Source organism: Dickeya aquatica (assembly GCF_900095885.1).
Classification (GTDB): domain Bacteria; phylum Pseudomonadota; class Gammaproteobacteria; order Enterobacterales; family Enterobacteriaceae; genus Dickeya; species Dickeya aquatica.
This window is the reverse complement of record NZ_LT615367.1, coordinates 3,665,806-3,680,544: the sequence shown is the minus strand read 5'-3', so window position 1 is coordinate 3,680,544 and position 14,739 is coordinate 3,665,806. Positions and strand designations below refer to the sequence as shown.

13 protein-coding genes and 1 CRISPR repeat array are annotated in these 14,739 nt (G+C 54.7%); of the genes, 10 read left to right on the top strand and 3 right to left on the bottom strand.

Annotated features, from left to right (window positions below):
- Positions 1-3: 3 nt before the first annotated feature.
- Genes csy1 through cas6f form a run of 4 tightly spaced genes read left to right on the top strand, consistent with a single transcriptional unit; the run spans position 4 to position 3,872 of the window.
- The gene (gene csy1, locus DAQ1742_RS16660; protein WP_035344067.1) at positions 4-1,341 is read left to right on the top strand and encodes a type I-F CRISPR-associated protein Csy1; all 1,338 of its coding nucleotides are present in this window, start codon (positions 4-6) and stop codon (positions 1,339-1,341) included.
- Positions 1,338-2,294: a type I-F CRISPR-associated protein Csy2 gene (csy2, locus tag DAQ1742_RS16655; RefSeq protein WP_035344066.1), complete on the top strand. Its 957-nt coding sequence runs from the start codon at positions 1,338-1,340 to the stop codon at positions 2,292-2,294. The genes csy1 and csy2 overlap by 4 nt, the downstream gene beginning before the upstream one ends.
- 11 nt (positions 2,295-2,305) lie before the next feature.
- On the top strand, positions 2,306-3,313 hold the full coding sequence (gene csy3, locus DAQ1742_RS16650) for a type I-F CRISPR-associated protein Csy3 (RefSeq protein ID WP_035344065.1): 1,008 nt from the start codon (positions 2,306-2,308) through the stop codon (positions 3,311-3,313).
- 4 nt (positions 3,314-3,317) lie between these two features.
- Positions 3,318-3,872 carry a type I-F CRISPR-associated endoribonuclease Cas6/Csy4 gene (gene cas6f, locus DAQ1742_RS16645; protein WP_067487287.1) on the top strand — a complete coding sequence of 185 codons (555 nt, stop codon included), beginning with the start codon at positions 3,318-3,320 and terminating at the stop codon, positions 3,870-3,872.
- 129 nt (positions 3,873-4,001) lie between these two features.
- Positions 4,002-5,290: direct repeats of the CRISPR family, unit length 28 nt; unit sequence GTTCACTGCCGCACAGGCAGCTTAGAAA.
- A 166-nt stretch (positions 5,291-5,456) separates the two neighbouring features.
- Here the strand turns inward: cas6f and DAQ1742_RS16640 are convergent.
- On the bottom strand, positions 5,457-6,836 hold the full coding sequence (locus DAQ1742_RS16640; protein WP_035344061.1) for an amino acid permease: 1,380 nt from the start codon (positions 6,834-6,836) through the stop codon (positions 5,457-5,459).
- Between the two features lie 344 nt (positions 6,837-7,180).
- Between DAQ1742_RS16640 and DAQ1742_RS16635 the strand changes: the two genes are divergently transcribed.
- The 6 genes from DAQ1742_RS16635 to bhsA all read left to right on the top strand — a co-directional run bounded on the left by DAQ1742_RS16635 (position 7,181) and on the right by bhsA (position 12,032).
- Positions 7,181-7,657: an Lrp/AsnC family transcriptional regulator gene (locus tag DAQ1742_RS16635; RefSeq protein WP_035344059.1), complete on the top strand. Its 477-nt coding sequence runs from the start codon at positions 7,181-7,183 to the stop codon at positions 7,655-7,657.
- A gap of 258 nt (positions 7,658-7,915) precedes the next feature.
- Complete coding sequence (locus DAQ1742_RS16630) at positions 7,916-8,545, top strand: YitT family protein (RefSeq protein ID WP_035344057.1); 630 nt, start codon at positions 7,916-7,918, stop codon at positions 8,543-8,545.
- Positions 8,546-8,585: 40 nt separating this feature from the next.
- A complete protein-coding gene (locus DAQ1742_RS16625) occupies positions 8,586-9,779 on the top strand; it encodes an amino acid aminotransferase (RefSeq protein ID WP_035344055.1) in 1,194 nt (397 codons plus the stop codon).
- A gap of 132 nt (positions 9,780-9,911) precedes the next feature.
- Positions 9,912-10,598 (top strand): hypothetical protein, encoded by a 687-nt coding sequence (locus DAQ1742_RS16620; protein ID WP_035344054.1) that lies wholly within the window; start codon positions 9,912-9,914, stop codon positions 10,596-10,598.
- Positions 10,599-10,754: 156 nt separating this feature from the next.
- Positions 10,755-11,534, top strand: a complete 780-nt coding sequence (locus DAQ1742_RS16615; RefSeq protein WP_035344052.1) for a transporter substrate-binding domain-containing protein — start codon at positions 10,755-10,757, stop codon at positions 11,532-11,534.
- Between the two features lie 249 nt (positions 11,535-11,783).
- Complete coding sequence (bhsA, locus tag DAQ1742_RS16610) at positions 11,784-12,032, top strand: multiple stress resistance protein BhsA (protein ID WP_035344050.1); 249 nt, start codon at positions 11,784-11,786, stop codon at positions 12,030-12,032.
- Between the two features lie 151 nt (positions 12,033-12,183).
- Here bhsA and alr read toward each other — a convergent pair whose 3' ends face one another.
- Together alr and dnaB are read right to left on the bottom strand one after the other, a co-directional pair.
- A complete protein-coding gene (alr, locus tag DAQ1742_RS16605) occupies positions 12,184-13,260 on the bottom strand; it encodes an alanine racemase (RefSeq protein ID WP_035344047.1) in 1,077 nt (358 codons plus the stop codon).
- Between the two features lie 34 nt (positions 13,261-13,294).
- On the bottom strand, positions 13,295-14,701 hold the full coding sequence (gene dnaB / locus DAQ1742_RS16600) for a replicative DNA helicase (RefSeq protein ID WP_180706179.1): 1,407 nt from the start codon (positions 14,699-14,701) through the stop codon (positions 13,295-13,297).
- Between the last annotated feature and the right edge of the window lie 38 nt (positions 14,702-14,739).

Genomic DNA, 14,739 nt, shown 5'->3' with positions numbered 1-14,739 from the left:
GGCATGGAAGAGAGTGAATTAACGCAGTTTATTGTCAGTTATATCGAAACCCGAAAGCAGGCCAAGCTGGATGCCTTCGATAAGGCCGCCGACAAACAACGGGCGGCGTTAAGCGGCGAAGCGCTGGCCGCAGCGGACGTGGCGCTTTTGCAGCAGCGGCGTGAGATTGAGCAGGCTTATGAGGTGCGCACCTGGCTGACGGATGCCGCCAGCCGCGCCGGGCAGATTAGCCTGGTGACCCACGCGCTGAAATTCACCCACAGCGACGCCAAAGGCAGCAGTGTGTTCAGCTCTGAGCCTGAAACGGCTACGGATGTGCTCTCTACCGCGTCGCTGGCGCAACCGGCGATTGATGCCGTCGGCAACGCGGCGGCGCTGGATGTGGCCAAATTGCTGCAAACCGAGCATCAGGGCGATTCGCTGGTGGCGGCGCTACAGCGGGGCGACCACCGCGCGCTGGAAGCGCTGGCAGAAAGCCCGCAGCAACTTGCACAGTGGCTGGCCGGGTTCGGGCAGGTGTTGAGCGATAAGCAACCCAGTTCCCACAAGCTGGCAAAGCAGATCTATTTTCCGGTGGGTGACGGCGAATACCACTTACTCAGTCCCCTTTATTCCTCTTCGCTGTCGCAGGCGCTGGATCAGCGTTTAAATCCGGCCCGCTTTGGCGAGCAGGCCAAAGCCATCCGCGAGGCCCGGCGACAAAAGCGCTGGCACGATGAGGTTGATGTTAGCTACCCCGGTATTGCGGTGCAGAACATGGGCGGCACCAAGCCGCAAAATATCTCCGCGCTCAATTCCGCCCGCAGCGGTCGCTCCTATCTGCTCAACTGTGCGCCACCACAGTGGCGCAGCCAAATTAAACTGCCGCTGGAGCATGACACCATCTTTCGCCACAACGGCGAGGTGGATGCGCTGACCTACGTGGATCGCCGGGATATGCGGCAATTCCTGCTCAGCGTCAAAGAGGTGGAAAACAACCGCGACATTCGCAACCAGCGCCGGCGTTACCTCGACCAGTTGATCGATACCTTGTTTGGCTATGTCGCCACGGTGCAAAACCTGCGCCCGGCAGGCTGGAGCAAGGATTCCCGCCTGAACCTTCCTCTGCAACTGTGGCTTGACCCATTTCGCTGTCGGCAGGATGACGCTTTTCGTTATGCACGCGACGGCGGGGACTGGAAGGAACAGGTCGCCCATGAATTTGGCCAGTGGCTAAATGATCGATTGCAGCACAAAAAACTGATTTTCGGCGAGGTGGAGCGCCGCGAGTGGTCAACCGCCGCGCTGTTTAAGCAGCGCCTGCGGGAAACCGAGCGTGCGCTGAAGGAGGAACTGGCATGAGCAGCCTGATGATTTTGCGGCGTATTCAGGTGGAAAACGCCAACGCCATTGCCGGGCACACCTACGGTTTTCCTGCCATCAGCCATTTTCTCGGCTTTACCCATGCGTTGTCGCGCCAGTTGCAGGCATCTCACGGTTTGCGGCTGGAAGGCTGCGGTGTGGTGTGCCATCAGCATCAGGTTCACGCTTACGGCAACGGCTGGAACCGCAGCTTTGCGCTGACGCGTAACCCGCTGACCAAAGAGGAAAAAACCGCCGCCTTTAACGAAGAGGGGCGGATGCACCTCACCGTGTCGCTGCTTATCGAATGCCACGGCATGTTGCCCGGTGAAGACGGGCGCGAAGCGCTTCGCCAGCAAGTGCAGCAACAGGCGCAACAGCAGCGGCTGGCGGGCGGGCTGATGGTGGATATCGAACAGGTAAGCTTCCACGACATCCCCGCCAATGGCACTGCCACCCGCAGCCTGATGCGTCGTTTACTGCCGGGCTTTGTGCTGGTAGACCGAACCCCGCTATTGCGTTCGCATCTTGACACCCTGCAACAGACCAACCCGCAGGCGGACATGCTGGATGCCTGGCTCGATTTTGCTGCCCTGAAATATCAGGCGGTGCGATCTTCTGATGATGCGGTGAGCTGGCAGCCGCTGCCGAAACCGCAAGGCGGCTATCTGGTGCCGCTGATGACCGGCTACCGCGCCATTTCGCCGTTGTACAACCCCGGCGAGGTGGAGAAAACCCGCGACCCGTCCACCCCGTTCTGTTTTGCCGAAGCGATTTACGGCGTGGGTGAATGGCGCGGCGCGCACCGTATTGACGACATCAACCGTATTTTCTGGCGTTACCACTATCAACACGACCATCAACACCACACTTACCGCTGCCTGCAAACCGGACAAGGTACAGAGAGCACAGCGGATGATTACGACGAATTCGAACTGAACGACTTTGAATAAGGATGAAGACCATGGCAAAAGCAGCAACCACGTTGAAAACCGCATCGGTACTGGCGTTTGAGCGCAAACTGGCGAATTCCGATGCGCTGATGCTGGCGGGCAACTGGCAGCAGGATAACTGGCAGCCGGTGGTGATTCAGGAAAAATCGGTACGCGGCACCATCTCCAACCGGTTAAAAAACGCCCTCAGCAGTGACCCGGATAAACTGGATGCCGAAATTCAAAAAGCCAACCTGCAAACGGTGGATGTGGCAGCGCTGCCGTTTGATGCCGACACGCTGAAAGTGGCCTTCACCCTGCGGGTGCTGGGTAATCTGGCACTGCCGTCGGTGTGTAACGATCAGGATTATCAACAGGCGCTGACTGACCTGATTAACGGTTACGCCCGCGAGCAGGGCTTTGGCGTGCTGGCGGCGCGTTACGCCGAGAACATCGCCAGTGGTCGTTTTTTGTGGCGCAACCGAATCGGCGCAGAAGCGGTGCAGGTGGTAGTGACGCACGACGATAAGCGCTGGGTATTCAACGGCGAAGACTACTCGCTGCGCCAGTTTAGCCAACCTTCAGGCGCACTGGCCGAACTGGCTCATGCCATAGAGCAGGCGCTGGCGGGCAGCGGTTCGGCGTTTTTCCGTGTGGAAGCGCAGGTAAAACTGGGCAACGGGCAGGAAGTATTCCCTTCGCAGGAGCTGGTGCTGGATGAGCGTGCCCGCAACGGCAAGAGCAAAATTCTGTATCAGGTTAACGGCGTGGCGGCGATGCACTCCCAGAAAATCGGCAATGCGCTGCGCACAGTGGATGACTGGCACCCGCAAGCGGCAGAAACTGGGCCTATTGCGGTTGAACCCTATGGTTCTGTCACCAGCCGTGGCCGTGCGTATCGCCAGCCGAAAGATAAGATGGATTTTTACACCCTGCTGGATAACTGGGTACGTAAAGGTGACGTACCGGAGGTGGCGCAGCAGCACTACGTGATCGCCACACTGATTCGCGGCGGGGTGTTTGGCGAAAAAGGCGAGTAACCTTATGGACCACTATATCGAGATTCGGGTGTTGCCCGACCTGGAGTTCAGCGCGGTGCAGTTGCTGAGCGCGCTGTTTGCCAAGTTGCACCGGGCGCTGGGGCAGCGTGCGACCGGCGATATTGGCGTGAGCTTTCCGGATGCGGGCAAAACGCTGGGGGAACGGCTGCGGTTGCACGGCAGCGTGCAGGCACTGACGGCACTGGAACAAACTGGCTGGCGCACAGGGCTGCGCGACTATAGCACCATCACCGACGCACTGCCGGTACCAGCGGGTGCGCAGTACCGCACCGTGCGCCGGGTGCAGGTGAAAAGCAGCGCTGAACGCCTGCGCCGCCGGGCGGTGAGTAAAGGCCGAATGACTGCGGATGAAGCCGATGCCCGCATTCCCTATGCGGTGGAAAAACGCACCTCGCTGCCGTATTTGCCGCTGCGTAGCCTTTCCAGCGGACAACCGTTTTTACTGTTTGTCGAGCACGGCCCGCTGCAGGACACACCGGTCGCCGGTGTGTTCTCCAGCTACGGCTTAAGCGCGACCGCCACCATCCCGTGGTTTTGACCCTTTTTTTGCGGCCAGCGTTAACGTATTGATTTTTAATACCGCAATCTGGCCGCCAGAAAAAAAGGTTTTTCCAGAAAAACGGCGGTTTTTCTTTAACAATCAGGAAATAAGCGATTATTCGCTACAGTTCACTGCCGCACAGGCAGCTTAGAAAGATGGCTGACCACGACGATGGCCCGGACGCCCGTTCACTGCCGCACAGGCAGCTTAGAAAACCAGCGGCCACTCCTCCGGCCTCCTGATGCCGTTCACTGCCGCACAGGCAGCTTAGAAAACACTGCAAAGCCACGCCAAATATCAGAGTGTGTTCACTGCCGCACAGGCAGCTTAGAAAGGAGTTAGCTGTCGGCATTCAGTCGCCCCCAAGTTCACTGCCGCACAGGCAGCTTAGAAAGAGCACCGGATGCAGGTGATGCAGCAATTTGGGTTCACTGCCGCACAGGCAGCTTAGAAAACCAGTTTTCCCGCAGACTGTGGCAGGTCGAGGTTCACTGCCGCACAGGCAGCTTAGAAATTCGCCTCAAAATAACGGATCGCCTCCTCGGGGTTCACTGCCGCACAGGCAGCTTAGAAAGCACGTTGCCATCACGCCTGTATTGCCGTCGGGTTCACTGCCGCACAGGCAGCTTAGAAAGTGATGCGTCACCATCAGCTGAAGGCGCACAAGTTCACTGCCGCACAGGCAGCTTAGAAATCGACGCGTTGCGGGCGATGGCATAAAGGGGGGTTCACTGCCGCACAGGCAGCTTAGAAATCGTCAGCCTGCAAAGCAGTGGCCGTCCCCTAGTTCACTGCCGCACAGGCAGCTTAGAAACGAATCGAACGGAGCATTTAGCTGCGCGTCGCGTTCACTGCCGCACAGGCAGCTTAGAAAACCGCCGATGGTGACCTGCTCCGCGATGACCCGTTCACTGCCGCACAGGCAGCTTAGAAAAGTTCCAACGCAGTTCACGGCCGATTCAAATAGTTCACTGCCGCACAGGCAGCTTAGAAAGTTGAGGCTGAACGCCAAGACGACACGCTGGATGTTCACTGCCGCACAGGCAGCTTAGAAATATCCCGGCACCGATGCTCATTAATAGCGGTTGTTCACTGCCGCACAGGCAGCTTAGAAATGACTGTTAAAGTTTTTCGCCATCTGCGTGATGTTCACTGCCGCACAGGCAGCTTAGAAATGCGGGGTAGGCTGATATGGCAGATAAAAAACGTTCACTGCCGCACAGGCAGCTTAGAAATACGCATTCATCAGCAGCCAGGCCACTGGCGCGTTCACTGCCGCACAGGCAGCTTAGAAAGGTTCGTGCCCGGACACCGCTGGAGCCGATTCGTTCACTGCCGCACAGGCAGTTTAGAAAGGTGCCGCAAATGCCTGACATCCGGTAATGCGGTTCACTGCCGAATAGGCAGCTTAGAAAAGTCAATGATTAGCTGCGTGATGCTGCCGATCAGGCCGCTTAGATACGCCCTGCCAAGCCATAGCGGGCACGGCCGGACAGGCAGGCGCAGGGGCGGTGTATGGTGGGGTTGTGTTATAACAAGCAGGGCGAGGCGGTGTGCGTCTCGCCCTGACTGGCGGTGGCGTTAGCCGTTATCTGTTGCCAGTGCGGAGGTTGCCTGTTTGCGCTGTTTGATGGCGTAACCCGCCCCCAGTGCCAGCAGCCAGAAGGGGATGAGCCAGACGGAGATTTGAATGCCCGGCGTCATCGCCATAATGACCAGAATCCCGGCCAGAAACAGCAGGCAGATAAGGTTGGTGAGCGGGTAGCCGAGGCTTTTAAAGCGCGTTTCCTGCCCGGTGCGCTGTTTGGCCTGGCGGAATTTCAAATGAGTGATACTGATCATCGCCCAGTTAATCACCAGCGCGGAAACCACCAGCGCCATCAGCAATTCGAAGGCCTTGCCCGGCATCAGGTAATTAATCAGTACGCACAGTGCGGTAGCCAGCGCAGAAACCCCAAGCGCGAGCAGCGGAATGCCGCGTGTGTTCACGCGCAGCAGAGCACGCGGTGCGTTGCCTTGCTGCGCCAGCCCAAACAGCATGCGGCTGTTGCAGTAAACGCAACTGTTGTAGACCGACAGCGCGGCGGAGAGCACCACCAGATTGAGCACATTTGCCACCAGCGTGCTGTCCAGCGCCTGAAAAATCAGCACAAACGGGCTGCCACCTTCCACCACTTTCTGCCACGGGTAGAGCGAGAGCAGCACCGCCAGCGCCCCCACATAAAACAGCAAAATGCGGTAGATAACCTGATTGGTGGCGCGGGGAATACTGCTTGCCGGGTCATCGGCTTCGGCGGCGGTGATGCCGACCAGCTCCAGCCCGCCAAAGGAAAACATGATAACGGCCATCGCCATCACCATGCCGCTCACGCCATTAGGGAAAAAACCACCTTGCTGCCACAGGTTGCTCACGCTGGCCTGCGGCCCGCCAAGGCCACTGAAAAGCAGATAGCCGCCGAAGGCAATCATGCCGATGATGGCGGCAACCTTAATGATGGAAAACCAGAATTCCAGCTCGCCATAGACCTTGACGTTGGTCAGATTAATGGCGTTAATCGCCACGAAAAAGACCGCGGCGGATACCCAGGTGGGCACCTGCGGCCACCAATACTGAATGTAGATGCCCACGGCGCTCAGTTCCGCCATGCTCACCAGCACATACAACACCCAGTAGTTCCAGCCTGACATAAACCCGGCAAAGCCGCTCCAGTAGCGGTGTGCGAAATGGCTGAACGAGCCTGCGACCGGCTCTTCCACCACCATTTCCCCTAGCTGGCGCATAATGAAAAACGCGATAACACCGGCGATGGCATAACCAAGCAGTACCGATGGCCCGGCCATGCGAATGGTCTGAGCAATGCCGAGGAAAAGCCCGGTGCCCACTGCGCCACCGAGCGCAATAAGCTGAATGTGGCGGTTTTTTAGCCCGCGTTTAAGCTGTGGTTGTTGCTGTGTGTCCATCCCTTGCCCCCAAAACATGCTGTGATTGCTATGATGTTGCTACAGCACAGCAATTATCGGGCCAATCACGAACCCGATGCCGCTTTCACATAGCTGGCCCGGTTTAACCAGCTGAATCATTTCAGGAAAAGTGGCTCGCACGGTTGTTGCGTTTTTTGCTGTTTTTGGGTTTTTTTGTGCAAAAATGCCATTTTTTTGGCAAGAGTTGGGCCTGTGGTCAGGTTTTCATACACAAAAATGAACCAGCGTGGTGCAGCATGGTGGGACGATGTTACATCACAGACTTCCGGTGACAAAAAAAGCTGCTAGTCTGTAACTTTTGTTGCTTTTGGCAAGGTAGGGCTATGTACCACATTGATGATTTCGACCTGAAAATGCTGACTCTGCTACAGGCCAACGGACGCCTTACCAATCAGGAACTCAGCGAGCTGGTTGGGTTGTCTGCCTCGCAGTGTTCTCGTCGCCGGATTGCGCTTGAACAGGCACAGTTGATTTTGGGGTACCACGCCCGGCTGGCACCGGATGCCGTGGGGCTTGAAGTCCTGGGTTTGATAGAGGTACGGCTTATCAATCATACCCCGGAGTGCGTGGACAGTTTTCACCAGATGCTGGGTGAAGTTGCCGCGATTATTGATGCGTATAAAACCACCGGTGATGCCGACTATATGCTGAAAGTTGCCGTGGCGGATTTACATGGCCTGAGTGCCCTGATAAGCCAGATTCTGGCGCGCAATAAAAGTGTGGCGCACCTGAAAACCTCGGTGGTGTTAAACCGGTTAAAAGAAAACGGATTGATGACACCGGCCGAACCATTGCCCTGATTGGGTGCAAGGTTTGCTCTTGTGGAGTGCAAAAGTGCGCGAATGGTGTAATTTTATTGTTATTTATGCACGATAAAAACAATAAGCGGCTTTTATATGCATGAAGTGAGCGTCTTTCTTCTTCCTGTTTATTTAGGGGGTTAGTGATGCTCAGGGCGATGAAACGGTCAGGCTGCTGTTGTAGGTTGGCGAACTGGTGCGGTTTTTGCTTGATAAATCCTATCGTTCGTTGATGTTATTATTTCAGGCAGCTCTTTTATGGACAACATTGTTTCCCCCCAGGCGGTTTCACACAGTGCGCTGGAAGACATTCTGGCGCTGCTGATTGGTACACTGATGGTGTCGTTCGGCGTGATTTTGCTGCGCCAGGCCGGTGCGCTGACCGGCGGCACGGCGGGTATGGCGTTTTTGCTGCACTACCTCACTCAGCACAGTGCCGTTAAGCTGTCGTTCGGCAGCGCTTTTTTCCTGCTTAACCTGCCGTTTTATTACCTTGCCATTCGCCGTATGGGGTGGGCGTTTAGCCTGAAAACCTTCTGCGCGGTGGCGCTGGTGTCGCTGTTTTCTGATTTGCATCCGCTGTTTATTCACTTTGACCATCTGCAACCGACGTATGCCACGCTGTTTGGTAACACCGTCATGGGGCTTGGGTTTATTGTGTTGTTTCGTCATCGTGCCAGCCTGGGCGGCGTGAATATTCTGGCGCTCTATTTACAAGACAAAAGTGGAATCCGTGCCGGAAAATTCCAGATGGCGGTGGATGTGAGCATTGTGCTGGCTTCCCTGTTCGTGGTAAGCATACCGATGTTGCTGGCATCTGTGCTGGGTGCGGCGGTGCTGAATGTGATTATCGCTATGAATCATCGCCCCGGCCGCTATCTTGCCTGACGCATTGCCGAACTTTTTTATCTGAGGAGAGTGACCAACCGTGTTCCAGAATGTCGATGCCTATGCAGGCGACCCTATCCTGTCGCTGATGGAGAAATTCAAGCAAGACCCGCGCACCGATAAAGTGAACCTCAGCATCGGGCTGTATTATGACGGGCAGGGGGTTATCCCTCAGTTGCAGGCCGTCAACGCCGCGGAAGCGCAAATGCAGGCCGAGCCGCATCAGGCTTCGGTGTATTTGCCGATGGAAGGGCTGGCTGCTTACCGCAGCGCCGTGCAAACACTGCTGTTTGGCGCACACCATCCTGCACTGAGTGCGCAGCGTATTGCCACCATTCAAACGCTGGGCGGTTCGGGGGCGCTGAAGGTCGGGGCGGATTTCCTCAAACGGTATTTCCCCGATTCCGAGGTCTGGGTCAGTGATCCGACCTGGGAAAACCATATCGCCATTTTCGCCGGTGCCGGGTTTACCGTGCATACCTACCCGTATTTTGACGCTGATACGCTCGGCGTTAACATTGAAGGGATGATTAGCACCCTGAAACAGCTGCCGCCGCGCAGTATTGTGCTGTTGCACCCGTGCTGCCATAACCCAACTGGCTCGGATTTGACACCCGCCGAGTGGGATCGCGTGGTTGAGGTATTGATAAGCCGTGAGCTGATCCCGTTTTTGGACATCGCCTATCAGGGCTTTGGCGGTGGCATGGACGATGATGCCTATGCCATTCGCGCCATTGCCAGCGCCGGGCTGCCTGCGCTGGTCAGCAACTCGTTTTCTAAAATCTTCTCGCTGTATGGTGAACGCGTGGGCGGGCTGTCCGTTGTGTGTGAAGACAAAGAAGCCGCTGCGCGCGTGTTGGGCCAGTTGAAAGCAACGGTGCGCCGTAACTATTCCAGCCCGCCGAATTTCGGGGCGCAGATAGTCTCACGCGTGCTGAATGATGCGGCGCTCAACGCCAGCTGGCAGGCCGAAGTGGAAGCGATGCGCGTGCGTATTCTGGCGATGCGCCAGACGCTGGTCGATGAGCTGAAAAAAGCCTTGCCGCAGCGTAATTCCGACTACCTGCTGACCCAGCGCGGCATGTTTAGCTACACCGGGTTTAGCGCCGCACAGGTTGATCGTCTGCGTGATGAGTTTGGTGTGTATTTGATAGCCAGCGGCCGCGTATGTATGGCGGGCCTGAATCTTCAGAATGTTAAACAGGTGGCCGCCGCGTTTGCTGCGGTGCAGTAACCAGGCTTGTGAATATAAAGGTATCTGCTCCCCGCCGCGTCAGGCGGGGTTTTTGTTTTTCAAATAAAAAAGCGCTGGAAAACTAAAAATAAAAAAATTAAGATTGCGCTAATTAAATAAAAGAGAGAAATAATGAAAAATATTATTTTGCATTGTGGTATGCATAAAACAGGAACAACCTCTATTCAGCATTTTTTGATGGAGAATAACGCCGTTTTAAATAAAAAAAACATGGATTATTATAAGGGGATACATATCCCATCCAATCATGTTGAGCTGCATACCTCATCACTTCGGCCAGAACGGATGACGCCATTTAAACTCTCCATGCCAATTGATAATTACGAAAAATACCGCAAGGATATTGAGTTATCTATCTTAACCTATTTGTCTGAAACCCCTTTTGATACCTGTATTTTCTCCGCCGAGGGCAACTCTTATATTCGGTATGAAGATGAAATGAACAGGTTGTTGGCACTGTTTCCTGGTTGTCAGATTACCATCGTTATTTGTTTTAGAAATAAAGAGGATTACTTCATTTCTTACCAGAAAGAAATGAAAAAACATAATCCGCCGCCAAGTGATGACAGAAATAACTTCGCCTACTCAGGAAAAGATCATTGGCTGATGGATTATGATGAAAAAAGACAGTTTTTCATCGATTCAGTTGGAAAGGATAATGTTTTATTCATGGATTATGATAAGGCAATCGCCAGGGATGGAAATATTATTCCAGAATTTTTGCGTACAATCGGTGTATTAGAACTTTTCAATGGTGAGCCATGGGGTAATTATTTCCAGAATAAAACGCTGATTTAGATTGGGATATATACTTACTGAGCATTATGATGCTGTCGTGTGACATCTTTGTGGATGACATCACGTAGGGTTAGCTCATTGAATTAATAAAAATCATTTGTTGTTACTGTTATCGCAGATGTTTTTAGCGTTCAATTCGTTGTGCAAGGGGCCCGTATGAATAAATATAATTTATCATTTCTGTCTTTCATTCTATTGCTCGGGCTGGTGGGCCGGGCCGGTGCGGCGTCGCATCTTGATGCGGTTCAGGAGCGTGGCGTACTGAAGGTTTGTACAACTGGTGATTATCGCCCTTATACCTCGCTAAACAGCGACGGAAATTATGAGGGCATTGATATTGAAATGGCGCAGTCACTGGCAAAAAGCCTCGGGGCAAAAGTGGAGTGGGTGAAGACTAGCTGGAAAACCCTGATGCCCGATTTTCAGTCAGGCCAGTGTGATATCGCCATGGGCGGGATTTCCGTCACGCTGGAGCGCCAAAAGAAGGCATTCTTTTCCAGCACGCTGGATGTCGATGGCAAGATCCCGCTGGTGCGCTGTGTCGATAAAGAGAAATATCAGACGCTCGGGCAACTCAATCAGCCTGCGGTCAGGGTGATTGAACCCGCAGGTGGCACCAATGAGGCGTTTGTACATGCCCGTTTGCCGAATGCCCAACTGATGCTGCATGACAATGTGACCATCTTTCAGCAACTGGTGGATAAACAGGCGGATGTGATGATAACCGATGCCTCGGAAGCGCTTTATCAGCAAAAGCGTTATCCCCAGCTGTGTGCCCTGAATCCTGATTCGCCGCTACAGTATGGCGAAAAGGCCTATATGCTGCCGCGCGATGATATGAGCTGGAAGCTGTACGTCGATCAATGGCTGCATTTGTCCAAATCGACCGATGAATATCGGAAGATTATTTCTGATTGGATAGCCAATCCAGAATAATATATCGAGTATGTTATGTAAGTTAATGTAATTTAGCACATTGAAACTTAATATCAGAGAATTATTTTTTTTGTGCGCACCGAAAGCGTATTTTTGCTTACCTTTTGGTGCTTTTTTTGTTCAAAAAAATTGTTCTTAATCGGCAAATTAACTCGATTTTAACAGCCTCATAACGGCGCTATTCTTCTCCACATCGAAGGCAGTACGCCTTCCCGAACCGAATAACGTAAAAACGTAAAGAGGCTTATCATGAAATCGATTAAAACTGTTGTTGCTGCTATCGCTCTGGCTACCGTTTCTTTTGGCTCTCTGGCGGCGACCGAAGTGCAATCGGCACAAAGCCGTGAGCTGGGCACCGTCTCGGTGACAGGCCACACGCTTGATGACCTACAGGCTCAACTGTCGTCTAAAGCGGATGCGGCTGGCGCAAAATCATTCCGTATCATCTCTGCGACCGGTGATGATCAGATGCGTGCCGTCGCTGAACTGTACAACTGATTATCGGTTATTTACGCTACCGAATATTCCATCGCTGATGTTTAGCTGCCTGTTTTAGGGCACAGAGCGAGAAAGCCCGAGCCCCGGATAATCCGGGGTTCGGGCTTTTTATCGATGGGAAATACGCACAGAATAACCGGTGTTGACCGGGTTAACCTATGTACTCAATACGGGTGCGAGAGGTCAGGCGGGTGATCAGTTCATAGGCGCTGATGCCATTATGAGCGGCGACCTGTTCAACCGGTAACGGCCCGCCCCATAAGATGACCTCATCACCGGCTTTGTCGTGCGCATCCGGCCCGAGATCGACGGTTATCATATCCATCGATACCCGGCCTGACAGCGGCACCAGACGGCCATTGACCCAGACGGGTGTCCCGGTTTTGGCATCGCGCGGATAACCGTCACCATACCCTATCGCAACCACGCCAAGGCGCGTGTCTCGCGGGCTTATCCAATGGCCGCCGTAGCCGACGGCCTCACCGGCACGATGTTCGCGCACTGCTATCAGGTGTGAGGTTAATGTCATGGCGGGCTGAAAATCCCACTGACGGGCATCGCCTTCTCCCAGCGGTGACACGCCATAGAGAATGATGCCGGGGCGCACCAGGTCACGGTGTGCCTGTGGCCAGAGCAGGATGCCGCCGGAGGCGGCGATAGATTGCTGACCCGGTTTGCCTTGTGTGAACCCATCAAGGCAGGCCAGTTGTGCTTCGGTGGTGCCCGCCTGCGGCTCATCGGCCCGGCTGAAGTGGCTCATCAGGTTCACCGGTTGCACCACATTAGGGCAGGTGCTCAGCCGGGTGTAAAACGCCTGCGCCTGTTCCGGGCGCACGCCAAGGCGGTGCATACCGGTGTCAATTTTCATCCAGACCGTGAGCGGATGGGGCAAGTCCGCCTGCTCGAGTGCCGCCAGTTGTTCTTCGCTGTGCACGGCGGTTTCCAGACTGTACTGTGCCAGCAGCGGTAAGTCGTCAGCGGAAAAAAAGCCTTCCAGCAATAAGACCGGCTTGGTGATGCCCGCTTCGCGTAACGCCAGCGCTTCGCTTAAGCGTGAGACGCCATAGCCATCGGCGTCGCAAAACGTCTGGGCCGCTTCCCGTGCGCCATGCCCGTAGGCGTTGGCTTTGACAATCGCAATGACCCGGCTGTGTGGCGCGAGTTGCCGGATGCGATGCAGGTTGTGGCGTAGCGCCTGGCGGTCAATGACGGCAGTTGCCGTTTTCATTCTGAGTCCTTAGTGCGTGGATGGGTATCCACAGTTATTCGTCATCATATTGTGGCCCGGCGTAATTATCGAAACGCGACCACTGCCCGTTAAAGGTCAGACGCACGGAGCCAATCGGCCCGTTACGCTGCTTTCCTATAATGATTTCTGCGATGCCTTTCAGATCGCTGTTTTCGTGATACACCTCATCACGGTAAATGAACATAATCAGGTCGGCATCCTGCTCGATAGAGCCAGATTCACGCAGGTCAGAGTTGACCGGGCGTTTATCCGCACGCTGTTCCAGGCTGCGGTTAAGCTGTGACAGCGCGATGACCGGCACTTGCAATTCTTTTGCCAATGCTTTGAGTGAGCGGGAAATTTCGGCGATTTCCAGCGTGCGGTTATCTGACAATGACGGCACCCGCATCAGTTGCAGGTAGTCAATCATGATGAGGCTCAGGCCGTCGTGCTCGCGGAATACCCGGCGCGCCGCGGAGCGCACTTCGGTGGGCGTCAGGCCGGAGGAGTCGTCAATGTACATGTTGCGCTTTTCCAGCAGTAATCCCATGGTGCTGGAGATGCGTGCCCAGTCTTCGTCATCGAGCTGGCCGGTACGAATACGGGTTTGATCGACGCGCGACAGCGAGGCCAGCATACGCATCATGATCTGTTCGCCGGGCATCTCCAGGCTGAAGATCAGCACCGGTTTTTCCTGCGTCATCGCCGCATTTTCGCACAGGTTCATGGCGAACGTGGTTTTCCCCATCGAGGGGCGCGCGGCAACGATAATCAGGTCAGATTTTTGTAAACCAGCGGTCTTCTTGTCCAGATCCTGATACCCGCTCGACACGCCGGTTACGCCGTCGTGCGGGCGCTGATAAAGCTGTTCGATGCGCGAAACGGTATCTTCCAGAATCCGGTCGATGCTTTTCGGGCCTTCATCTTTGCTGGCGCGGTTTTCGGCAATTTGAAACACACGCGATTCGGCCAGATCCAGTAATTCTTCACTGCTGCGACCTTGTGGGTCGTAACCGGCGTCGGCAATTTCGTTGGCGACGGCAATCATTTCGCGTACAACCGCACGTTCGCGCACGATGTCGGCATAAGCACCGATGTTGGCCGCACTTGGCGTGTTTTTCGCCAGTTCGGCCAGATAGGCAAACCCACCGGCGGAGTCCAGCTCGCCTTTTTGCTCCAGTGACTCTGACAGGGTTATCAGGTCAATCGGCTTGCTCATTTCCAGCAGGCGTTGCATCTCGGTAAAGATAAGCCGATGGGCGCGATTAAAGAAGTCGTTCGAACTGACGCGTTCGGCAACGTTGTCCCAGCGCTCGTTGTCGAGCATTAAGCCGCCGAGCACGGATTGTTCTGCCTCAATCGAGTGCGGCGGCAGCTTTAAGCCTTCTACCTGACGGTCGCGGGAGTCTGTCTGTCTGGAGGGGGATTTTTTTTCTGCCATGAAACGCGTTCTTTACCGGTTGATTTACCTTTAGGGGT